The sequence below is a fragment of the Providencia sp. wls1916 genome (assembly GCF_009706585.1).
In the GTDB taxonomy this organism is placed as follows: domain Bacteria; phylum Pseudomonadota; class Gammaproteobacteria; order Enterobacterales; family Enterobacteriaceae; genus Providencia; species Providencia lanzhouensis.
This window is the reverse complement of the sequence record NZ_WLUL01000013.1, coordinates 133,817-155,426: the sequence shown is the minus strand read 5'-3', so window position 1 is coordinate 155,426 and position 21,610 is coordinate 133,817. Positions and strand designations below refer to the sequence as shown.

Here is a 21,610-nt window from a genome sequence, read left to right as displayed (position 1 = left end):
TTAGTGATTTATTTTTTGTTTTGTTATAACTCAGTGGTGGCTATATGAAATCAATAATTACTATTTTTATCTTTTTTTTCACATTTATCAGTACAGCCAATGCCGGTGTTATTATTGGTGGTACCCGCGTCATTTATCCTGAAGGAAAGAAAGACGTGAGTATTAGTGTGGAAAACCCAGATAAAATACCTTATTTAATTCAGTCATGGATTGAAAATGCCAATGAAGGTAAGCAAACGGACTTTACTATTACGCCACCACTTTTTCGTTTAAACCAAGAAAAGACAAATGCTTTACGAATATTTCTAACCCAAGACTCTCTACCAAAAGATAGAGAATCTTTATTCTGGTTAAATGTAAAAACAATTCCTGCAACAGAGAAAAAATCAGAAAACTCACTAAAGATCGCATTCAAAACTCAAATGAAATTAATTTATCGCCCTGATTCATTAACGAATGTCGATTTTAATGAAGAGCAAAAGAAACTTAAATGGTCGAAAAACAGTAAAGTAATCACGGTGAATAACCCTACACCTTATTATATGAATTTCCAGAGTATTAAATTTAATGGAAAGAGCGCAGAAAATATTTCTTATGTCGCACCATTTTCAGAGAAAAGTTTTAATATTAGCAATCCTGAATTACATGGAACCATTAAATGGGAAGTAATTAATGATTATGGCTCCGCCAATAATCCAGCAGAAATAAAAATATAGCCTTAAGGATAGTTAGGTTTATCTATGAAAATAAATAAAATATGCCTTAGCCTATTTTTATCTCTAGGCTATATTGCGACATCTTCGGCAGAAACGGACACCTATTTTGATCCTGAATTTCTTGAGCTACCGAATAAAGAATCCGTGGACTTAGAACAGTTTGAGCGTAATGAACAGTTACCGGGTCAATATTATGTGGACATCTACATTAATAAGAGCTTGATTGGCTCAAAAAGTGTTAGCTTTTCCACCAATAAAAATAATGAACTGGAGCCTTGCTTAACGCTCTCTGACCTGAAAGATGTTGGGGTTAAAGTCGGGGAATACCCTGAGCTGCAAGTCGCGGGTAACTAATGCATTAATTTATCTGCGATTCCTGATGCCAAAAGTGAGTTTGAATTTGGTTCTCAGCGCCTTTATTTAAGCATTCCGCAGATTGCATTGAACATGAACCCGCGCGGTTATGTGGATCTCGCAGCGATCGACAATGGGATCACCGCGCTGTTACTCAATTACAGTTATAACGGCTCGCGCAGTACCGATCGTAAAAACGATAAAAACAGCAGCAATTCCAACTATGTGAACTTGCGCCCGGGGCTGAATATCGGTCCGTGGCGTCTGCGCAACTACACGACGTGGCAAAGTAGTGATGGGCAACGCAATAAGTGGGACACGGTATATACCTATTTAAGCCGTAATATCAATGCGATAAAAAGCCAGCTGATCCTTGGGGACAGTTCATCACCGTCCGATATTTTTGACAGTGTGCCGTTTCGTGGAGTACAGCTCTCCACTGACGATGATATGAACCCAGAAAGCTTGCGTGGATATGCGCCAGTGGTACGGGGTATTGCGCGCAGTAATGCGCAGATCACCATTCGTCAAAACGGTTACACCATTTACCAAACCGATGTGGCAGCGGGTCCGTTTGAAATCAACGATCTCTACCCTACAGGGGGGAGTGGTGATTTACACGTCACGATTAAAGAAGCCAACGGTAGTGAACAGTACCAAATTATTCCGTTTGCCTCTTTACCGGTTTTACAACGTGAAGGGTATCTCTCCTATAGCGTGACAGGCGGGCAATACCGCAGTTATGACAGTAGCGTAGATAAAAAAACCTTTGCGCAATTTGCACTAACTTACGGGCTGCCTTGGGGGGTGACTCTGTTTGGCGGTAGCCAAGTCAGTGACAAATATCAGGCTTACTCCATCGGCTCAGGGCAAAACTTAGGGCGATTTGGTGCATTATCTATCGATGTCACCCACGCCAGTTCGACCCTCAGTAATGGTGAAAAAGAGAGCGGACAATCCTACCGTTTTCGCTATAACAAAAACCTGAATGATATTGACACCAACATCGCTTTAGCGGGCTATCGTTATTCCACTAAAGGGTTTTATAGCTTGTCGGAAGTATTTGATGGCTATCGAAAAGAAGCATTTACCGCATTGCATGAGCGCAGCCGTAACCGCGGAGAAATTACCCTTAGCCAAAGCTTAGGGGACGGCTGGGGTTCCTTATCTGTCGGCTTTGTGAGCGAGGATTACTGGAATAGTGATCGCAAAACGCAGTCTACAACTATTGGCTATAACAATAGCTGGAACGACATTAGCTATGGGGTGAATTATAGCTATAACAAAAACACCAACCCAAATAACTACGATGGACGCAATAAAGACGATGACCACCAGTTTGCCTTTACGGTCAGTGTGCCATTTAGCCTGTTTGATAGCATTTTCTATTACAACTTTAACGGCACAAACAGCAGTAGCAATGGCTCCTCGGGCAGCATGGGAGTTTCAGCAACGCAACTGGATAATCGCTTGAACTGGAGTGCTCAGCAAAACTTCCCAACCCGTGATTCAGGGGCTTCCGGTAACTTAAATGCCAGCTACCGCGGGCAGTATGGGGAAATCACTGGGGGGACGGGATACAGCACCAACAATTACAACCTGTATTACGGTGCCAGCGGCAGTGTGGTCGCTCATTCCGGAGGGGTAGTTCTTGGTCAGCAACTGGGTGAAACGGCAGCCTTGGTGGAAATTCCCGATGCGCCTAATGTCCCGATTCTGAACCAAACCGGTATTCAAACTAACGGGCAAGGCTATGCGTTAGTGCCGTATGTCACCGCGTATCGTAGTAATGGGATTCAAATTGATACCAGCAAATTACCAAGTGATACCGAAATGGAGTTAACCACCCAAAACGTGGCGCCATTGCTAAAGCCAGCTTTAATGCCAATGTGGGCTATCGCGCTATCATAATTTTGAATTTTAAAGATGGTAAACCGGTGCCATTCGGGGCGCAGGCGATTTTCCCAGATAATAATCAACTCAATGCGATGGTAGGTAATGACGGGGAAATTTATTTGTCGGGAATGCCAGAAAGCGGTTCATTTACCATTCAATATAACGATAAACAGCAGTGCCAAGTTTCTTATAACTTAGCAGGGTTACCGAATTATATTGGCTTATATAAAACCACTGCGGTTTGCCAATAAGGGGGAAGCAAGATGAGACAATTGATCATTAAATCCGTATTCACAATGGGATGTTTATATTCCGGGTATGTGAGTGCGGCTTGTATTCAAAACCCAAGCTTTAATAATATTCAAGTGAATGTTCCATCAAGAACCCTCAACATACAATATGATGATACAACCATAAAAGATCTGGTCACATTAACAGTACCATTTGGCTCCCAGAACCTAACCACATATTCTGGTGGAAATGGAGTATGTGGAGCTGCATCACTATATGGTAACTACATTAATGGTTGGACACCTAACTCCGCTAAAGTAGCTAATACTAATGTTTCAGGCATTGGTGTATTAGTAAGGAGTTCAGGGTTAGGTGATTTTAATATGTTTTATGGGACTGTACAAAATGGAGGTATGGGCTGGCAAATATTCAATCCTAGTTGGACAATCATCATCAAGAAAACTGGATTAGTTAATACTAATGGTTCATTAAAATCAGGAGCTATTGCTCGTTTATATCAAGGAAACCCTTCACCACATAACACAACATGGATTTTATCAACATTTAATATGCCAGCTAATGCAATAAAAATTAATGTTCTTAGCTGTTCATTAAAAAATAATAAAAATACTTACGATATTAATATGGGCGACTGGTATGACACTCAATTTAAAAATATTAATGATACGCAAGGTACAGTTGCTATTCCAATTGCATTAAGTTGTCTCTCTGGTACCAATATTAAAGTCACGGTAACGTCAGATACAATTGATAATGCTGCAAATGGTCGGCTAGGTTTAACCGGTGCAGATAAAGCGACAGGTATTGCAGTGCAATTATTAAATAATGCCGGAACGCCTATTGTATTAAATCAAAAATTGACTCAACAAGATAACGTTGCCCAAGGCGATTATATCTTCGGCTGGAAAGCTCGTTATATTAAAACGGCCGCCACAATTACACCAGGTACGGCAAATGCCAATGCCACTGTCAATATTCGCTATGAATAGAGGTTTAAAATGAAAAAATTACTGCTCACCCTACTATTCTTAAATATTTCGATAACGGCTGATGCGGCGGATACTGTCTATTTGAAATTCACCGGAAATATAAAAGCTGCAACGTGCAATTTATCTACCGGTAATAATGTGGATGTGGATCTGACCACCATTCCTTTAGATACTTTTTATAGTGGAACGAAAGCCTCAGATTGGAAACCTTTTACTATTGAATTAAAAGATTGCTCCTCGTTTATTAATAGCGTGAGATTAACGTTCACAGGAACCGCAGATAGTGCCGATATCGCCAGCTTGTATAAAAATAGCGGCACCGCTACCAATATTGCCATTCAATTGCAAAGTGGCGATGGGGCTACACCGCTAGGCAATACCAAGATATTAACGGTTCCCACCAACGGGCAGCCTTTGGTCAGTATTCCCCTACGCACACGGGCATTTTCCTCACTCGGCAATGGTACCGCAGGCAGTTTATCCGCCAATATTACCGCCACTATTACCTATTTATAAGAGGCTGATCATGAAAAGAATATTATTCAGTTTACTTGGATTGTGCGCCCTGCCAGTGATGGCAGAAAACGTCAATATCTATGTGCATGGTAATGTCGTGGTTATGCCCTGCAAAGTTGAAAATACCAGTTATAACGTGGAATTAGGTAAGATAAACCGTTGGAATTATCGCAACCCTGCGCAAAGCCCATGGGTGGATTTTTCTATCAAATTGGTTGATTGCCCTGTTTCAACAAAAAATGCCAAATTCAGTGTTAATGGCACTGCCGATGCCACCGATAATAACTATTTTGTGAATACAGGTAGCTCTACAAACAGCTTGCTGCATCTGGCGCAAAAAAGTAATAAAGCCACCATTAAAAATGGCAGTGCAGTAGATCTGGCCATTAATAGTACCACCAAAAGTGCCGAAATTCCGCTATCCGCAAGAATGATTAGCCTTCAACCCATGTTTACCCCTGGGGATTTTAAAAGCCATTTAGAGTTTTCGCTGACATATCAGTAAAACATAATCTTAAAAACGTACTGTAATAGCTTAATAATATTTAACAGCACTCTTGTGATAAATCTTTAATAAGGTATACAAAATGAAAAATCGTATTTATCGCACCATATTAGTTATTGGGACTTTATTTTTATATTCCCATTACTCTTTGGCTGAATGTGCTCAAAATCCGCAAAATAACTTAAGAAGTACAGCTTCAGGAAAAACAATTACTGTGCAGTACGATAATATTTCAGCAGTCGGAACCGTTCTTGATACACAATATGTGCAAGCATTTTCGAGTAATTATAATTTTGCAGATGTTGCAACTGGTAAAATTGCATGCGGTGGATATCAAGATCTTTATTATGTGAATGGGTGGGCAGCTAACGCCAGTAAAATAGCAGCAACCGGTATCGCTGGTATAGGTATTAGAATCAATTACAATACTTTTGGTTCAGGTAGCTATATTCCTATAACATCAGCAAATGCAGGAAGTGGCTCTAGTTGGACTATGCCACCCTCTGGTTGGAATATTCAAATTGTAAAAACAGGTACTATTACATCCTCAGGAACATTAAGAAGTGGAGAAATCGCCTATATAACTCAAGGTAATTCGACAACAGGAACCCGATTTATAGGAAATAGATTAAGTCTTCCAACAAACTATCGAATCAACGTCGTTAGTTGTTCACTAAAAAACAGTAAAAATACCTATGATATTAATTTAGGTGACTGGTATGACACCCAATTTAAAAATATTGGTGATTTCCAAGGAACGGTTAATATTCCGATAACATTAAGTTGCCAAACAGGTACCAATATAAAATACACAGTAACTTCAGATACTGTTGATAATGCAGCAAATGGGCGGCTTGGGTTAAGTGGAGCAAATAAAGCCACAGGCATTGCTGTGCAATTACTGAATAACGCTGGAACCCCAATTCAGTTAAATACTAAATTAGTGCAACAAAATTCCGTTCCTGCAAATGACTATATTTTTGGTTGGAAAGCACGCTATATCAAAACCGCAGCAATAGTAACACCAGGAACCGCAAATGCTAATGCAACTGTTAATATTCGCTATGAGTAGGTAAGAAATAGATTATCTATTTTCGTTAATTAGAAATTTTATTGAATAATAATCGAATTAGATGATTAAAGAGGAGTTGATGATGCCTGAATATTACCCTGTGTCCCGAATTATTGGCAATAAAATAACCTATTATCGAAAAATGAATGGCTTATCTCTTTACGATATTGCCAAAATGATTCATGTTAGCGAACAGCAACAATCTCGCTATGAACGAGGTATTAATCGTATTAATTTGGATAGACTTAGCCAGTATGCGGAAATATTCAATGTTGATTTATTAGATTTTTTTAACCTGAGTGAACATGAAACTAAAAATATAAAAATACATTTTAATAGATAATCTAATATCGATAATTATCAAATAAAAGACAACAAGAGAAATTTTCATTTATTGACCTAGATCTATAGTTTAACCTGAGAATTAATGCTAGGTTAATAATCATATTGAGCTTGTTAGGCTTAATAAATCGTCTAATTAAGATTGATTTATTTCTATGTATTCACTTATTCACAGAGAGGCTCAATATGTCTAAAGATTATCTCATATCTAAAATGGTCGGTAGTAAAATTATTTATTATCGCAAAATGAATGGAATCACATTACGGGAGCTTGCGAATACCATTGGTGTTAGCGAGCAGCAGCAGTCACGTTATGAAAGAGGAGTTAATAGAATTAATTTAGATAGATTATGGCAATATGCGGATTATTTTGAAATTGGTATAAAAGACCTTCTAGATATCAATGAAAAATAAGTATTTCGATATATTCTATTTATATAAAAAATCTAATTAACTCTCATAATAAATATACCTAGGAGTTAACGATATGGAGAAAATCGTATCAAAATCTGTCGGTCTAAAAATAAGAGCGCTAAGAGATAGCCACGGAATCAGTGGAAAACAACTGAGCGAACAATTGGGGATCAGTCAGCAACATTTATCTCGCTACGAAAATGGCGATGTGAATATTCATGTGGACACGCTCTACCATTTCTCTCTTATTTTCTCGGTCGACCCTGCCTATTTCTTTGCAGAATTTAATGAAATAACTAGCAGCCGCGAGGAGCAAGACCATAAAAAAAGTTACTACGCTGCCGAGTCGGTCGTTTTCTGAACGAACGTTTCTGAATTCATACTCGCCACACCCTAGCTAATTTCACAATCGGTGCTTTAAAATTTAAGCACCGATTTATCACCCTATAAATGATCCTTCTTTTTGGATTCTTCAAGTAACCATTGCTGGAAAATCGTCATAGCTGGTGTCATCGGTTTGGATTTTAATCGACTCAGCCAGTAGCCCCCGAGAGTCACGGAAATATCAAATGGCTGAACCAAATCCCCTGCACTTAGCTCCCGCTCAAACATACAGCTTGGTGCGATGGCAACACCGTCCATCAATAAAGCCGCTTCCACCATTAAACGGGAAGAATCAAAAACAGGTCCTTTCACACGCCACGGTTCCACATTCGCCGCTAAAAACCATTTTTCCCATTCATCTTTACGATAAGATCGCATCAACGGAAAATTTTGTAAATCAATGGGATGCTTAAGTTTATGAGCGACCTTTTCGGCACAAAGCACCGTATGCGGCGCAGAAAATAACGGCGTATTTTCCACTAATGGCCAAAGCCCTTCCCCAAAACGGATCGCAAAATCAGCCCCTTCTCCAGCTAAATTCACCACGTTATTGTGGGTCATAATGCGCAAATCAATATAAGGGTAAAGATCGGAAAAATGCGATAAACGCGGTAATAGCCAGCCCGCCGCAAAGGTGCCTACCACAGAGACATTCAGGACTTCATGATAATGACCATCTTCGAATTGCTGCAATAATGATTCGATTTGGTCGAAAGATCGGCTAACGACAGGCAATAATGCCAACCCCTCATCGGTCAGTGCTAGCCCTCTAGGCAAACGAATAAATAGCTCTAAGCCTAGTTGTTCTTCCAGCGCACGAACTTGCTGGCTTACCGCTGCCTGAGTGACATTTAACTCCATACCTGCTCGAGTAAAGCTTAGATGGCGCGCAGATGCCTCAAAGGCTCTGAGTGCATTGAGGGGTAAACGGTAGCGAGCATTTTCAGCCATAAGATTTTCTTTTACCTCATCGAATTTTATATCGTTTTAACTAATGCCAAAAAAGCCGCATACTCCGACACCAGAATCACTCTTCCTTTGGTATGTGACCGCCTCTTGTTTGTCACTCATCATAACTAAAACTTTTATTTAAATGGATATCTGTATGAAAAATCTTTTTCGTCGCGGACGGCTGCTTGTCGCCCTAAGTTTGGCATTTACCTCACTATCTAGCGTGGCATTAACGCAATCCGATGTGGACAGCATTATTAAACCGTTGATGAAACAGCAGCAAATTCCGGGAATGTCTGTTGCGATTTCCGTGGATGGTGAGCATTTTATCTATCACTATGGCGTGCAGTCTAAACAGACTCAGGTGCCTGTGAGCAACAATACGTTGTATGAAATCGGTTCTTTATCAAAGACCTTTACCGCCACGCTTGCCGCCTATGCTCAAGGACAAGGTAAGTTAGATTTTGCACAAACCGTCAGCCATTATTTACCCGAATTAAAAAATAGCGCATTTGATAAAGTAACAGTGATGAATCTAGCCACCCACACTTCAGGCTTATCGCTATTTGTTCCGGATGCAGTGACTAACCGCGCGGAGCTAATCCATTATTATCAGCAGTGGTTCCCTGTAAAACCTATTGGTGAATACCGTTCATACTCCAATCTTGGTGTGGGTTTATTAGGCATGGTGACTGCTAAGCAACTTAATCAGTCATTCCCTGATGCAATAGAAAAGATGATGTTACCAGCTTTGGGCATGAAGCATACTTATTTACAGGTACCGCAAAATCAGCAAAAAAATTATGCTCAAGGGTATAACAAGCAGCATCAGCCGGTGCGTGTAACTCCACAAATTTTAGATAATGAAGCCTACGGCTTGAAATCCAACGCGAAGGATTTGATCCACTTTTTAGATATTAATATGCAAGTCGCCGACGTGGCAAAACCGTGGCAGGAAGCAGTAGAAGATACGCATACAGGCGTGTATATGACGGATTCTTTTGTGCAAGATTTGATGTGGGAAAGTTATCCGTGGCCAGTTTCACTCGCCCAGTTACAACAAGGTAACCGTGATGATATGGCACTGAAACCGCAAAAAGTGGATGCCATTCAGCCACCGATGCCACCAGAATCTCGCTCACTGTATAACAAAACTGGCTCTACCGGCGGATTCGCCACCTACGCGGTATTTATTCCCGAGGAAAAAATCGCCGTGGTGCTGCTCTCCAACCAATGGTACCCAATTCCTGAGCGCATCAACACTGCCTACCAGCTGATCGAAAAAGTGAAGCACTAGCCCTGCGCCAAACGCGGAATATGCAGGAAATTTAATACTCAAAATAATCATATGCCAAGCATCCAATGTTCTAAATAATTCACGTTGTGGCTAGGCGTCAAACGAGGTTATCTCGGGGTGCATACAAAAGTATGTGACCCGAGTGACCGAGAGCAGACAACAAAGCCACGGCGTGAAGTATGACGAACATTTAGATGACTCGGGAGAATTGGCGCTGCCTCATTTGGCTTCTAAGATAAACATCAAAACACATACACACATTACGAATCAGCAAACGCCCACGTGGCGTGACTTTAATCCCCGTTTCACTGACTTCCACCAGCCCATCTTCTGCCATCGGTTTCAGCAGTTCTAGGTCTTCTTTGAAGTAGGTTTTGAAGTCAATTGGGTAGAGCGCTTCTATTTGCGCAAAACTCAATTGGAAGTTGCAAATCAATGTTTTAATCACGTCACGGCGCAGGCAGTCGTCGTCAGTTAGCACTAATCCACGCCATAGGGCATGCCCCTTTTCTTCCACTTGCGCGTAGTAAGTTTTTAAATCTTTCTGATTTTGGGCGTAGTTATCGCCGAGCATGCTGATCGCTGATACTCCTAATCCTAATAAATCGCAATCTCCTTGGGTGGTATACCCTTGGAAATTACGATGTAAAATTCCTTCTCGCTGTGCGACCGCCAGTTCATCTTCTGGGCGCGCAAAGTGATCCATCCCGATAAATTGATAACCGTCGGATGTCAGCGTTGCGATAGTATCTTGCAGAATATCCAGTTTTTGCTCCGCCGTTGGCAGGTCTTCATCTTTAATTTTACGCTGCGCTGCAAATAAATTCGGTAAATGCGCATAGTTGAAAACGCTTAAACGATCGGGAGCGAGCTCCGCCACTTTTTTCAATGTAAACGCGAAGCTTTCAGGGGTTTGTTTTGGTAAACCATAAATTAGGTCGATACTGGTTGAAGTGAAGCCAGTCTCTTTGGCACGTTTAATGAGCGCAAAAATAAACTCTTCATCTTGCTCGCGGTTAACCAGAACTTGCACTTCTTTATTAAAATCTTGAACACCCATGCTTAGGCGGTTAAAGCCTTCACTGCGCAGATGGTCAATCATGTCGAGTTCGATTTCGCGGGGATCCACTTCGATGGACATCTCGGCATCAGGCGCAAAATGAAAATGTTTTTTCAGCAAGCCAACTAAATGGCTCACTTGTGCCTTATCTAGATACGTTGGTGTACCGCCGCCCCAGTGCATTTGAGTCACTGTGCGGTTTTTAAGTAACGCAGCACGCTGGATAATTTCTTTTTCAATGACTTGTAGATACTCATCCGCTTTATGTTTTTGGCGAGTGACTAGCTTATTACAGCCGCAGAAATAGCACAGTTTGTGGCAAAACGGGATATGCACATACAGAGACAAAGGACGGTCAGGATAACGTTGGGTTGCCTCAACAAAAGCCTGTTCGTTGTAGTCTTGATTGAACTCTAAGGCTGTTGGATAAGAGGTATAACGTGGACCTGAATAGTTATATTTCTGGATGAGAGAGAGATCCCAAACGATATTTTGCTCTGACATTGATATTCCTTAATTGACCACAAGCTCGAAAGCATCACTGTTAATTATATCTCTTTAGATTATTTTTTAGCTATTTATGTAAAGAGTCTATACCGCAAAGATTATAGCGATGTTAGAAAATACAGATCCGATGCAACATCAAAGAAAAGGAAGATAGGCGAGAAATTAAGCAGAATTCCTCCCGCTTACTACGGGAGGAACGAATAGATAGGAAATTATTTACTTTTTAAGATGCGCATAATGTCATCAAATTTCTCTTCTTCCTCTTCATCACCGTCTTCGTCCGCATATTCGATACCGAGGATATTCATCAGTTCATCGATGCGATCTAAGCAGGTATCAACATATTGCTGCTCTTGAGCAGTAATGGTTTCGCCATCTTCCAGTCGTGCCAGAATCTCATCTAAGCGATCGTTGCTTTCCAGCATTTCCAGTTCTTTTTCTGGCGTCAGTTTTTCTTTAGCAACTGGCTTTTCTTTCACGACAGGACGCGCAACTGGCTGGTTACTTTCAACCACCAGTGGAATTGGTTTTTTACTGCCAATACGTGGGTCAGCCTGAACATTTTGCCCATTTTTTTGACCATTCGAAGCACCGTCTTGGTTACGGCTACCAGACTTATGCCCGCGATGTTTTTTCTCGCGTTTACGCTCACGACCTTCTGCGTTGAGCTCTTCTTTCGTCTTACGGTATTTTTTCTTCAGTTTTGCGGTCGGTTTTTTCGGTGAATTCATGGTTTGCTACCTTGATAAAATCAGTTTCTGCGGCGGAATCTAGCAGGATCCCTTAAGCAGCGAAAGCACTACTTTGCAATTTAGGTGAATTTTATCTCACTTTGCATTCGCAACAGTACTTTAATGATTATACCTTAAATAATTTGAGTTGCATGCAAGCAACAAAAAGGGAGAGCCTAACTAGCTGTACGCCAGAAAATAGAAAGATATCCTGAGCAATATTCTAAATAATTCAAGTTGCCTAAGCATTCCAATGCTCTCAATAGCTGTATCGCCAGAGGGCAAAAAATAGAGAGTCACCTTGAGCAATGCTCTAAATAGTTTGTGCTGTAGCAAGGCGGCAAGAGTTGCTAATCCCTAGGAGCATACATAAGTATGTGACTAGGGTTAGCAACCGAAGCCAACGCCGCTACAGTGCAAAGTATGACGAGCATTCACGCTACAGCACAAAATATGACGAGCATATTAGGCGTCGACGAGGATCATTTTTAGTAGAAACATCGCTGCTACTAAAATTACACACAGACCCAGATCACGCCAGCGCCCTGTACCAATCTTCATCGCACAGTACGCGATAAAGCCTAGCGCAATACCTTCTGTAATCGAGAAGCTAAATGGCATCATGACCGCAGTAATAAACGCTGGAACGGATTCCGTTAAGTCATCCCATTTCACGCGCGTTAAGCTTGAAGTCATCAGAACGCCAACATAGATCAGCGCGCCTGCGGTTGCATAAGCGGGAACCATGCCTGCCAGCGGAGAGATAAACATCGTCAATAGGAATAACACACCGACGACAATCGCGGTTAAACCTGTACGACCGCCCACCGATACCCCAGAAGAGCTTTCGATGTACGCCGTTACAGACGAAGTTCCCATTGCAGAGCCTGCCACAGAACTTAAGCTATCCACATACAGCGCTTGTTTCATGCGAGGGAAAGTTCCACGCTCGTTGGTAATACCCGCTTTGTCTGTTACCCCAATCATGGTGCCGGAGGAGTCAAACAGGTTCACTAACATAAAGGCAAAGATAACCCCAGAAAGTGCCAGATCCAGTGAGCCCGCAAAGTCCACTTGTCCAACAACACTGGTAATGCTTGGTGGCATTGAGAAAATGCCCGTATATTTCACATCACCCAGCGCTAAACCAATCAGCGTCGTCACGGCGATAGATACCAATACTGCCGCATGAATATTACGCGCCGCTAAAATGGCAATAATGAAAAAGCCTAATGCCCCTAACCACACATTATGGTGAGTTAGGTTACCAATTGACACTAAGGTATCTGGGTTTGCGACGATAATACCGGAGTTTTTCAGTCCCATCATGGCGATAAACAGACCGATACCGCTGGTGATCCCCACACGTAAACTCAGGGGAATATTAGCGATAATCCAGTAACGAATACGGAATAACGTTAGAATAAATAAGCCAACTGCGCCCCAGAATACCGCCCCCATAGCGACTTGCCATGAATAGCCCATCGCCCCAACGACCACAAAGGCAAAGAAGGCATTTAGCCCCATCGCGGGTGCAACAGCAATAGGTAAGTTAGCCAGTAAGCCCATTAAAATACTGCCGATGGCTGCGATTAAGCAGGTGGTCACGAATACCGCTTTGATATCCATGCCAGCGACGGACAAAATTTGTGGGTTAACGAAAACGATATATACCATCGTCAGGAAGGTGGTGAACCCTGCAACGACCTCTGTTCTTGCGGTGGTGCCGTGTTCTTGTAATTTAAACACACGCTGAAACAGACCCTGCGATTGCGAGGAGCCAGATGATTGATTAGTCATTAAAATGCGCCTTGTCGAAATGTCATGCCCTAGATTGCCAATGGATGCGTGGTGGGCACGAAAAAAAGTTTTTTTCGGCTCATGGTACAACTAAACGATGCAAAAGAAAACGATTGCGTCATTTTAAATAAGTCGTATTTCCTAACTGACTGATACTGTAAATGAATATCGAGGGAGATATGGCGGTTGTCATACCGCCATTGAGGGATTAAGCCGCCTTTGTGCGATTAAGAAAGCGCAATCAGCTTTTGACGTCGCCAAAACAGCCAACCGCGTTTTGCTGAACGGCTGCGCGCTGCACTTTTATCACTGAGCTTTTTCGCCACTTGATTGGCAATAATTTCTACTGACAGGCACATCACAAAGTAGATAAATGCCACAAACAAAAACACTTCCAGCGGATAGATCATTTCACGGTTATTCACCTGTGTTGCTAAGAATGACAGTTCTGCAACCCCCACAATATACGCCAGAGAGGTATCTTTAATTAACGCAACCCATTGGTTAATAAAGGAAGGCACCATCATTCGTAATGCCTGAGGTAACACCACATTCCACAGAACTTGCCAGCGGTTAAACCCGAGAGAAAGCCCAGCGTTCCATTGCCCTTGACCGATAGCTAAAATTCCCGCTTTCACGCCGTGCGCTAAATAGGCTGAAGTGATCAGCGCTAATGCGCACACCACCGCCGTCACGCCCGGAATTTCCGTTCCGAAGACAATAGGCAGTAGGAAGTAAGTCCAGAAAATCAACATGATGACGGGAATGGCGCGGAAAAAACCTAAAACGGCGGCAAATAAATTCATCCAGAAGCCACGTAGCATCGCCAGCGCAATACCACCCAATGTGCCGAGGACAATAGACGCAGCGCCAGCCAATACGCTCATAATCAGCGTCAGTGCTGCCCCTTCCAAGGGACCATCAGGATAAGCCCCAAATAGCAGATATTGCCAGTTATCCGTAATGACTGAAAAATCCATCTTATACCCCCTGGGCCAATTGACGCTGTTGTCGCCACTGACCCCAGCCTTCCATAAAGGCAATGATTGCAATGTACAGTACTGTAGCTAAACCAAATGCAGCAAATGTTTGTAATGATTGGCTATCTACCTGGCGTGATACATAAGAAAGCTCAGCCACCCCGATCGCCATCGTTAATGACGAGTTTTTGACGACGTTCATGTATTGCCCTAACAGCGGCGGTAACGCGATTTTTACGGCTTGCGGTAAAATCACTAAACGCATGGACTGCCATGATGTCAGCCCTAAAGCGAGAGCTGCTTGTTTCTGTCCTTGACGCACTCCTCGGATACCAGAGCGCACTTCTTCCGCAATGAAAGGTACGGTGTATAGCGTTAAGCCGACAAATCCGGCTAAAAATTCAAAGGATGGCCAACCCAATGTTATCCCTAAAATTTCAATTTCATGGGGAGTATTCAGCCATTCCATCGCTGATTCAGGGAGAATTTCTCCCGAGGCGAAATACCAGAAAAACAGTTGCACCAGTAGTGGCGTATTACGGAAAATCGAAATATAAACGGTCACAAACCAGCGTAGCGGCGCGATTTGGCTGTCTCTTGCCGAGGCGGCAATAAAACCTAATAGCGTGGCAGCGATGATCGTACAAATCGAGATCCAGACTGTAAGCAAAAAGCCATAGCCAAACCACTCAAGGTATTGTGGTGCTAGTAGATGCGCAGACCAGAAGTCACCGCTGAAAAATTTGTCGAACATATTTCGCCTCGCTATAACTGACAACCCCTGCAACATGGCAGGGGCGTTTACTCTCACTAAACTGCATGACTAACTTAAGATTTAGGCTGCTCGCTCAATGGGGCAAATTTGAATTCACCACGTGGTTGTGCCGCTTTGGTGTCTGGACCAAACCAACGGTTATAAATCTCGTTCGCTTTGCCTTCTTTCTCCAGTTTCAGCAAGGTAGCATTCACGTTTTCAATTAAACGCGTTTCTCCTTTGCTCGCGCCTAGCGCTTGGTACTCTTTGGTTAAGCTAAATGGTGAAATTTCAAAGTCTGCTTTCACTTTTTCTGGCAAGTTACCGAGCAAGCCCACCAGCTTCGCATCATCTTGGGTGATCGCTTGTACGTTACCGTTACGTAGCGCTGCGAAAGCTTGCGGGGTATCGTCGTAAGAGATAACTTTGGTATTCGGGAAACGTTCGCGCAGAGTCACTTCCTGAACAGTTCCTTTGTCTGCACCAATACGCAGTGGAGCGATATCTTCAGGGGTTTTCAGTACGCCTTTACGCGCGATAAATTTTTGCCCTGTTGCAAAGTCAGGAATGGAGAAATCCACCTGTTTTGCACGTTCATCTGTAATTGTGAAGTTGGCACCAATCAGGTCAACTTTGCCGGATGTTAACAGTGGAATGCGGTTAGCTGGGTTGGTTGGACGCAGCTCTAATTTCACGCCAAGATCATCAGCAATCGCTTGGGCGATATCGATATCATAGCCAGCAAGTTTCTTGGTTTTAGGATCAATAAATCCGAATGGGGGATTACTGTCAAAAACAGAAATGCGGATCACTCCCGCTTGTTTAATATCATCTAATTTATCTGCGCTAGCGACATTCGCTGTCAGCGCCAGACCTGCAACTAAAAGTGCGGAAGTAAGAAAACGAGCTTTCATTGAATACCCCTAACGGTAAATTTGTGTAAATCGACCATCACAAGCTATCAACTATTTCTTAGCACCTGAAATAATATTAAATAATATATTTATATCAATTTGGAATATGGATAGACATAAAAAAAGGGGCGAAAATTCATCGGAGCGACCCCTAAAATGTTGCAGATTAAGACTCTTATCGAGCAAGAAGAAAATGAAGAAGATGAACACTGAGGTGGCCAGCACCCCAGTGGTTTAACAGTTACTCTTTGTTGCTGTCTTTCGAGCTAGTCAGCATTTTTTCAAGGCTGTCTCCACCTACATGGCGGAAATCTTGCCCTTTAACATAGTAGAAAATAAATTCACAAATGTTCTGGCAACGGTCACCGATACGCTCAATGGAGCGAGCACAGAACAGCGCAGTTAAAACACTTGGAATGGTACGCGGGTCTTCCATCATATACGTCATTAACTGACGGACAATCCCCTCGTATTCTTGGTCTACCTTTTCATCTTCACGATAAATACGGATAGCTTCTTCCAAGTCCATGCGCGCAAAAGCATCTAGCACGTCATGCAGCATTTGCACGGTATGGCGACCTAATGACTCCAAGCTCACCAACAATGGCTGGTGCTGCTGAGAGAATTTTTCCAGTGCGGTTTGGCAGATTTTATCCGCGACGTCACCGATTCTTTCCAGCTCAGCGATGGTTTTCGAGATTGCCATAATCAAACGCAAGTCGCTCGCGGTTGGCTGGCGCTTGGCGATGATTTTGACGCACTCTTCATCGATTGCCACTTCCATCATGTTGACTTTATGGTCATTGGCAATCACTTCTCGCGCTAGGGCTTCATCCTGATTATGCATCGCAGTGATAGCCTTGGTGAGCTGCTCTTCAACTAGCCCTCCCATGGTCATCAACTCAGTATGGATATGTTCCAGTTCAGCGTTGAACTGCCCTGATATATGTTTGTTGTGGTTCAGCGTATCCATCGTCGGCTCCATATCAACCGTAGCGGCCAGTAATATAATCTTCAGTTTGTTTCATTTCTGGGGTGGTAAACATCTTGTCAGTGTTATTAAATTCCACCAACTCACCCAAGTACATAAATGCCGTGTAATCAGAGCAGCGCGCCGCTTGTTGCATGTTGTGAGTAACGATCACCACGGTATATTCTGATTTCAATTCGCTGATCAACTCTTCAATACGCCCCGTTGAAATTGGGTCCAGAGCAGAACATGGCTCATCGAGTAACAGAACTTCTGGGCGAATGGCGATACCACGCGCAATACACAGACGCTGTTGCTGACCACCAGAGAGGCTATAGCCGCTTTGGTGAAGTTTATCTTTGGTTTCATTCCACAGTGCCGCTTTTGTTAGCGCCCACTGCACACGCTCGTCCATTTCGACGCGGGACAGCTTTTCAAACAAACGCACACCGAACGCGATATTGTCATAGATAGACATCGGGAATGGCGTTGGTTTTTGGAATACCATACCGACTTTTGCACGTAATAACGCGATGTCTTGTTTATCAGTCAGGATGTTTTGACCATCCAGTAAAATTTCGCCTTCTGCGCGTTGCTCACCATACAGTTCGTACATTTTGTTGAAGGTACGCAGCAGCGTGGATTTACCACAACCTGATGGGCCGATAAACGCAGTCACTTTGTTCTTTTCAATGTCTAAAGAGATATTCTTCAGCGCGTGAAACTTTCCATAGTAGAAGTTAAGGTCACGAACTTTAATTTTACTGTTTGCAATATCGTTTGCATTAATCATGGCTACTTCTCTCTATCAATTCTTTTATTCGTCTGGGATTAGTGTTTTTTCTGTGCAAACACAACACGGGCAATGATATTGATTAACAGGACACATAAGGTGATTAGGAGAACCCCTGCCCATGCTAATTGCTGCCATTCAGAGAACGGACTCATTGCAAATTTGAAGATAGTCACTGGTAAGTTAGCAATTGGCTCATTCATGTCGGTGCTCCAGAATTGGTTCGAGAGTGACGTAAACAGCAGCGGTGCGGTTTCCCCCGCAATACGCGCGATAGCCAGCAAAATACCGGTAATAATCCCAGATACAGATGCTTTTAATGTAATGGATAAAATCATTTTCCATTTTGGTGTGCCCAGTGCATATGCCGCTTCACGCAGGCTATCAGGCACGAGCTTCAACATGTTCTCAGTGGTACGAATAACAATTGGGATTTGCAGTAATGCAAGTGCAATTACCCCCGCCCAACCCGAGAAATGCTGCATTTGAGCCACCACAATGGTGTAAACAAACAGACCAACCACAATTGAAGGCGCAGATAACAGAATGTCGTTAATAAAACGCGTCACCGAAGCTAACCACGATTTGCGACCATATTCCGCTAAGTAGATACCCGCTAAAATCCCTAATGGTGTTCCGATAACGGTCGCCCACAAGATAAGCAATCCACTTCCCACAATGGCGTTCGCCAAACCACCACCTTCTGTATTTGGCGGCGGTGTCATTTCAGTAAACAGATTGAGGGACATACCATCAATCCCTTTGGTTACCGTGGAGAATAAAATCCACACTAACCAGAACAGACCAAATGCCATCGTCAGCATGGAGACTAATAATGCCATTCTGTTGACTTGACGGCGCCATGCTTGGCGGCGTGCACGCTCTTTTTGATTCACTACAACAGGTTCAGAAATCGACATATTAGCGTCCCTCATTCTTAGCAAGGCGCATTACCATCAGCTTGGAAATCGCCAGAACGATGAAGGTAATCACAAACAGAATTAAACCAAGTTCCATCAATGCCGCCGTGTGTAAACCACTTTCCGCTTCAGCAAATTCGTTCGCCAGCGCAGAGGTAATACTATTACCCGGCATAAACAGTGAAGGGCTATCGAGCTGGTAAGTGTTACCGATGACGAAGGTGACCGCCATGGTTTCTCCCAATGCACGACCTAGCCCCAGCATCACACCACCAATCACCCCATTACGGGTATAAGGCAGAACGATATTCCAAATCACTTCCCATGTAGTACAGCCAATTCCATAGGCTGACTCTTTCATCATCACAGGAGTTTGTTCAAATACATCGCGCATTACAGAGGCGATGTAAGGAATGATCATAATGGCAAGGATAATACCCGCCGCAAGAATACCAATACCAAACGCAGGACCAGTGAACAGTTCGCCAACAATTGGAATGCTCGACATGACATTACCAACTGGTTCTTGGAAGTATTCTGCAAATAACGGAGCGAAGACAAACAGTCCCCACATACCATAAACAATACTTGGGATTGCAGCGAGAAGCTCAATCGCAATACCTAATGGGCGTTTTAACCAGTTAGGCGCTAGCTCTGTTAAGAATAATGCGATACCAAAACTCACGGGTACGGCGATAATCAGAGCGATTAATGATGTGACGATGGTGCCGTAGATAGGCACTAATGCACCAAACTGCTCTGCTGGCGCATCCCACTCTTTATTCCACAAAAACGAAAACCCGAATTTCTGCATACTTGGCCAAGATGCGAAAATCAGGGAAATAATAATGCCACCAAGCATGAGGAGAGTGATTAGCGCTGCTATTTTGACTAATGCACTAAAAATCACGTCGCCCGATTTACTAGGGGCTTTGAATGCCGTTATTTTTTCGGCCATGCGCTTTGTTCTCATTCCATGCCTACTTTTCAGTAGGACTTACGTTACTACGGTGAATAAGCGGGAGCTATTCCTCAGCCCCCGCTTACCCTTTTCCAACCCGAGGGGCACTTAGAACAGTGCTTTACCTTGGCTATCTTTTACTTCTGTTTTCCATGCTGCACGTACTGCGGTCACAACTTCTTGAGGTAACACAGCGTAATCTAATGCTTCTGCTTGTTTACCGCCTTTGTCGTAAGCCCAGTTGAAGAAATCAAGAACCGCTTTACCTTTCTCCGCATCCGCTTGTTGCTTGTGAACTAAGATGAATGTGGTTGAGGTAATTGGCCATGCGTTAGCGCCTTCACGGTTAGTCAGGTCTTGTGCAAATGATTTAGACCAATCCACTTTTTTCGCTGCTGCGCTGAAGCTTTCACCTGTTGGTGAAACTGGCTGACCATCTGCAGAAACCAGCTTAGTATACGCAAGATTATTCTGTTTTGCGTAAGCATATTCTACATAACCGATAGAGCCTGGCAGACGTTGAACAAAGGCTGCAACGCCGTCGTTACCTTTACCGCCTACGCTGTTTTTCGGCCAGTTAACCGTTGAACCTGCACCCACTTCATCTTTCCAGTTTGAGCTAACTTTTGCTAAGTAGCTTGTGAAGACGAATGTGGTACCAGAACCATCAGAGCGGCGAACTACAGCGATGTTTTGGTCAGGTAATTTTACGTTTGGATTCAGTTTTGCGATGGCTGGGTCATTCCATTTTGCAATTTTGCCTAAGTAGATGTCGCCCAGAGTTTTACCATCAAGAACCAGTTGATTAGATTCGATGCCTTTAACGTTTACCGCTAAAACCACGCCACCAATCACGGTTGGGAATTGGAATAAGCCGTCTTCTTTGAGTTTTTCATCAGTCAATGGCGCATCAGACGCACCGAAATCAACTGTTTTTGCATTAATTTGTTTTACACCACCAGAAGAACCGATCCCCTGATAGTTAATTTTATTACCTGTTTCTTTCTGATAAGTATCTGCCCACTTCGCATAAACAGGAGCAGGGAATGTCGCGCCAGCTCCGGTCAGGCTGGTAGCAGCAAAAGAAGACATTGCAGTCAGAGATAAGGTTGCTGCCATTACGCTTGCTAGTGTGGTACGCATCATTTTCATAATCCCTCCGGGGATGTAAGAAATAATCAAGTATTAAATTATTGGGTGTATGTCACGGTAGGGAAAATAGGACAATTGAGTTACGGCAATATGTCAGCTTTATGACAGTTTTATGACATTTGCGGATTTTATCGACATGATTAAGTGTAGCAGAATGGTACAAAAATGATTATTTACTTATTTTTCAACAAACTAAATAAGAACAGCGAATGTGACAGCTTAGCGTTTGGAATATGACATATTGTCATAAATGAAAAAATTTATTTCTCTTTCTATCTTTCTACACAGTATATCTCTAAGTATTTCAGCTTGTAGGTAGGCGACAAGCAAAGATATCTCAGGGAGCATACATGAGTATGTGACCTGAGTAGCTGAGCGTA

At 42.9% G+C, this 21,610-nt stretch carries 23 protein-coding genes and 1 pseudogene; 12 read left to right on the top strand and 12 right to left on the bottom strand.

Annotated features, from left to right (window positions below; genetic code table 11):
• Window positions 1-44: 44 nt before the first annotated feature.
• From GKR61_RS08845 to GKR61_RS08805, 11 genes and pseudogenes are all read left to right on the top strand, one after another.
• Window positions 45-716: a fimbrial biogenesis chaperone gene (locus tag GKR61_RS08845; RefSeq protein ID WP_154599871.1), complete on the top strand. Its 672-nt coding sequence runs from the start codon at window positions 45-47 to the stop codon at window positions 714-716.
• Between the two features lie 24 nt (window positions 717-740).
• Window positions 741-1,184 (top strand): annotated as a pseudogene (locus GKR61_RS18040) (FimD/PapC N-terminal domain-containing protein); the annotation flags it as partial.
• Window positions 1,164-2,981 (top strand): fimbria/pilus outer membrane usher protein, encoded by a 1,818-nt coding sequence (locus GKR61_RS08840; RefSeq protein WP_442959312.1) that lies wholly within the window; start codon window positions 1,164-1,166, stop codon window positions 2,979-2,981. The pseudogene GKR61_RS18040 and the gene GKR61_RS08840, both read left to right, overlap by 21 nt.
• A 2-nt stretch (window positions 2,982-2,983) precedes the next feature.
• On the top strand, window positions 2,984-3,217 hold the full coding sequence (locus GKR61_RS18035; protein WP_442959311.1) for a FimD/PapC C-terminal domain-containing protein: 234 nt from the start codon (window positions 2,984-2,986) through the stop codon (window positions 3,215-3,217).
• A 12-nt stretch (window positions 3,218-3,229) separates the two neighbouring features.
• Entirely contained in the window at window positions 3,230-4,207 is a 978-nt protein-coding gene (locus tag GKR61_RS08835; protein ID WP_108478711.1) for a fimbrial protein, read from the top strand.
• Window positions 4,208-4,216: 9 nt separating this feature from the next.
• On the top strand, window positions 4,217-4,723 hold the full coding sequence (locus GKR61_RS08830; RefSeq protein WP_036948512.1) for a fimbrial protein: 507 nt from the start codon (window positions 4,217-4,219) through the stop codon (window positions 4,721-4,723).
• A 10-nt stretch (window positions 4,724-4,733) separates the two neighbouring features.
• Window positions 4,734-5,228 (top strand): fimbrial protein, encoded by a 495-nt coding sequence (locus tag GKR61_RS08825; RefSeq protein ID WP_036948510.1) that lies wholly within the window; start codon window positions 4,734-4,736, stop codon window positions 5,226-5,228.
• Between the two features lie 82 nt (window positions 5,229-5,310).
• Window positions 5,311-6,300, top strand: a complete 990-nt coding sequence (locus GKR61_RS08820) for a fimbrial protein (RefSeq protein WP_036948508.1) — start codon at window positions 5,311-5,313, stop codon at window positions 6,298-6,300.
• An 82-nt stretch (window positions 6,301-6,382) separates the two neighbouring features.
• Window positions 6,383-6,643, top strand: coding sequence for a helix-turn-helix domain-containing protein (locus GKR61_RS08815; RefSeq protein WP_036948506.1), 261 nt, complete (start codon window positions 6,383-6,385; stop codon window positions 6,641-6,643).
• 185 nt (window positions 6,644-6,828) lie between these two features.
• Window positions 6,829-7,056 (top strand): helix-turn-helix domain-containing protein, encoded by a 228-nt coding sequence (locus tag GKR61_RS08810; protein ID WP_132496896.1) that lies wholly within the window; start codon window positions 6,829-6,831, stop codon window positions 7,054-7,056.
• Window positions 7,057-7,129: 73 nt separating this feature from the next.
• Complete coding sequence (locus GKR61_RS08805; RefSeq protein WP_036948501.1) at window positions 7,130-7,417, top strand: helix-turn-helix domain-containing protein; 288 nt, start codon at window positions 7,130-7,132, stop codon at window positions 7,415-7,417.
• An 83-nt stretch (window positions 7,418-7,500) separates the two neighbouring features.
• Here GKR61_RS08805 and GKR61_RS08800 read toward each other — a convergent pair whose 3' ends face one another.
• Window positions 7,501-8,391 (bottom strand): LysR family transcriptional regulator, encoded by an 891-nt coding sequence (locus tag GKR61_RS08800; RefSeq protein WP_036948499.1) that lies wholly within the window; start codon window positions 8,389-8,391, stop codon window positions 7,501-7,503.
• Between the two features lie 154 nt (window positions 8,392-8,545).
• Between GKR61_RS08800 and ampC the strand changes: the two genes are divergently transcribed.
• Entirely contained in the window at window positions 8,546-9,688 is a 1,143-nt protein-coding gene (ampC, locus tag GKR61_RS08795; protein ID WP_036948496.1) for a class C beta-lactamase, read from the top strand.
• A gap of 190 nt (window positions 9,689-9,878) precedes the next feature.
• Here ampC and hemN read toward each other — a convergent pair whose 3' ends face one another.
• The 11 genes from hemN to pstS form a co-directional block, all read right to left on the bottom strand.
• On the bottom strand, window positions 9,879-11,252 hold the full coding sequence (gene hemN, locus GKR61_RS08790) for an oxygen-independent coproporphyrinogen III oxidase (protein WP_036948493.1): 1,374 nt from the start codon (window positions 11,250-11,252) through the stop codon (window positions 9,879-9,881).
• A 215-nt stretch (window positions 11,253-11,467) separates the two neighbouring features.
• Window positions 11,468-11,986 carry a Der GTPase-activating protein YihI gene (gene yihI / locus GKR61_RS08785; RefSeq protein WP_036948490.1) on the bottom strand — a complete coding sequence of 173 codons (519 nt, stop codon included), beginning with the start codon at window positions 11,984-11,986 and terminating at the stop codon, window positions 11,468-11,470.
• 465 nt (window positions 11,987-12,451) lie between these two features.
• Window positions 12,452-13,786 carry an NCS2 family permease gene (locus GKR61_RS08780; RefSeq protein WP_036948487.1) on the bottom strand — a complete coding sequence of 445 codons (1,335 nt, stop codon included), beginning with the start codon at window positions 13,784-13,786 and terminating at the stop codon, window positions 12,452-12,454.
• Window positions 13,787-14,013: 227 nt separating this feature from the next.
• Window positions 14,014-14,766, bottom strand: coding sequence for an amino acid ABC transporter permease (locus GKR61_RS08775; protein WP_036948484.1), 753 nt, complete (start codon window positions 14,764-14,766; stop codon window positions 14,014-14,016).
• A gap of 1 nt (window position 14,767) precedes the next feature.
• Window positions 14,768-15,520 (bottom strand): amino acid ABC transporter permease, encoded by a 753-nt coding sequence (locus GKR61_RS08770; protein ID WP_036948481.1) that lies wholly within the window; start codon window positions 15,518-15,520, stop codon window positions 14,768-14,770.
• Window positions 15,521-15,594: 74 nt separating this feature from the next.
• The gene (locus GKR61_RS08765; RefSeq protein ID WP_036948477.1) at window positions 15,595-16,434 is read right to left on the bottom strand and encodes an ABC transporter substrate-binding protein; all 840 of its coding nucleotides are present in this window, start codon (window positions 16,432-16,434) and stop codon (window positions 15,595-15,597) included.
• A gap of 241 nt (window positions 16,435-16,675) precedes the next feature.
• Window positions 16,676-17,407: a phosphate signaling complex protein PhoU gene (phoU, locus tag GKR61_RS08760; protein WP_006663093.1), complete on the bottom strand. Its 732-nt coding sequence runs from the start codon at window positions 17,405-17,407 to the stop codon at window positions 16,676-16,678.
• Window positions 17,408-17,420: 13 nt separating this feature from the next.
• Window positions 17,421-18,197, bottom strand: a complete 777-nt coding sequence (gene pstB, locus GKR61_RS08755) for a phosphate ABC transporter ATP-binding protein PstB (protein ID WP_036948470.1) — start codon at window positions 18,195-18,197, stop codon at window positions 17,421-17,423.
• 38 nt (window positions 18,198-18,235) lie between these two features.
• Window positions 18,236-19,117, bottom strand: coding sequence for a phosphate ABC transporter permease PstA (gene pstA, locus GKR61_RS08750; RefSeq protein ID WP_036948467.1), 882 nt, complete (start codon window positions 19,115-19,117; stop codon window positions 18,236-18,238).
• A gap of 1 nt (window position 19,118) precedes the next feature.
• Window positions 19,119-20,075, bottom strand: coding sequence for a phosphate ABC transporter permease PstC (gene pstC / locus GKR61_RS08745; RefSeq protein WP_036948465.1), 957 nt, complete (start codon window positions 20,073-20,075; stop codon window positions 19,119-19,121).
• A gap of 111 nt (window positions 20,076-20,186) precedes the next feature.
• On the bottom strand, window positions 20,187-21,230 hold the full coding sequence (gene pstS, locus GKR61_RS08740; RefSeq protein ID WP_036948462.1) for a phosphate ABC transporter substrate-binding protein PstS: 1,044 nt from the start codon (window positions 21,228-21,230) through the stop codon (window positions 20,187-20,189).
• Window positions 21,231-21,610 lie beyond the last annotated feature (380 nt).

Excerpts from the sequence above, each read along its gene's own strand:
- yihI (WP_036948490.1), bottom strand. The coding sequence starts at position 11,986 with ATGAATTCACCGAAAAAACCGACCGCAAAACTGAAGAAAAAATACCGT.
- GKR61_RS08825 (WP_036948510.1), top strand. The coding sequence starts at position 4,734 with ATGAAAAGAATATTATTCAGTTTACTTGGATTGTGCGCCCTGCCAGTG.
- GKR61_RS08820 (WP_036948508.1), top strand. The coding sequence starts at position 5,311 with ATGAAAAATCGTATTTATCGCACCATATTAGTTATTGGGACTTTATTT.
- pstA (WP_036948467.1), bottom strand. The coding sequence starts at position 19,117 with ATGTCGATTTCTGAACCTGTTGTAGTGAATCAAAAAGAGCGTGCACGC.
- pstC (WP_036948465.1), bottom strand. The coding sequence starts at position 20,075 with ATGGCCGAAAAAATAACGGCATTCAAAGCCCCTAGTAAATCGGGCGAC.
- ampC (WP_036948496.1), top strand. The coding sequence starts at position 8,546 with ATGAAAAATCTTTTTCGTCGCGGACGGCTGCTTGTCGCCCTAAGTTTG.
- hemN (WP_036948493.1), bottom strand. The coding sequence starts at position 11,252 with ATGTCAGAGCAAAATATCGTTTGGGATCTCTCTCTCATCCAGAAATAT.
- GKR61_RS08800 (WP_036948499.1), bottom strand. The coding sequence starts at position 8,391 with ATGGCTGAAAATGCTCGCTACCGTTTACCCCTCAATGCACTCAGAGCC.
- GKR61_RS08830 (WP_036948512.1), top strand. The coding sequence starts at position 4,217 with ATGAAAAAATTACTGCTCACCCTACTATTCTTAAATATTTCGATAACG.
- GKR61_RS08780 (WP_036948487.1), bottom strand. The coding sequence starts at position 13,786 with ATGACTAATCAATCATCTGGCTCCTCGCAATCGCAGGGTCTGTTTCAG.
- GKR61_RS08770 (WP_036948481.1), bottom strand. The coding sequence starts at position 15,520 with ATGTTCGACAAATTTTTCAGCGGTGACTTCTGGTCTGCGCATCTACTA.
- GKR61_RS08835 (WP_108478711.1), top strand. The coding sequence starts at position 3,230 with ATGAGACAATTGATCATTAAATCCGTATTCACAATGGGATGTTTATAT.
- GKR61_RS08765 (WP_036948477.1), bottom strand. The coding sequence starts at position 16,434 with ATGAAAGCTCGTTTTCTTACTTCCGCACTTTTAGTTGCAGGTCTGGCG.
- GKR61_RS08775 (WP_036948484.1), bottom strand. The coding sequence starts at position 14,766 with ATGGATTTTTCAGTCATTACGGATAACTGGCAATATCTGCTATTTGGG.
- pstB (WP_036948470.1), bottom strand. The coding sequence starts at position 18,197 with ATGATTAATGCAAACGATATTGCAAACAGTAAAATTAAAGTTCGTGAC.
- phoU (WP_006663093.1), bottom strand. The coding sequence starts at position 17,407 with ATGGATACGCTGAACCACAACAAACATATATCAGGGCAGTTCAACGCT.
- pstS (WP_036948462.1), bottom strand. The coding sequence starts at position 21,230 with ATGAAAATGATGCGTACCACACTAGCAAGCGTAATGGCAGCAACCTTA.
- GKR61_RS08840 (WP_442959312.1), top strand. The coding sequence starts at position 1,164 with ATGAACCCGCGCGGTTATGTGGATCTCGCAGCGATCGACAATGGGATC.
- GKR61_RS08805 (WP_036948501.1), top strand. The coding sequence starts at position 7,130 with ATGGAGAAAATCGTATCAAAATCTGTCGGTCTAAAAATAAGAGCGCTA.
- GKR61_RS08810 (WP_132496896.1), top strand. The coding sequence starts at position 6,829 with ATGTCTAAAGATTATCTCATATCTAAAATGGTCGGTAGTAAAATTATT.
- GKR61_RS08845 (WP_154599871.1), top strand. The coding sequence starts at position 45 with ATGAAATCAATAATTACTATTTTTATCTTTTTTTTCACATTTATCAGT.
- GKR61_RS08815 (WP_036948506.1), top strand. The coding sequence starts at position 6,383 with ATGCCTGAATATTACCCTGTGTCCCGAATTATTGGCAATAAAATAACC.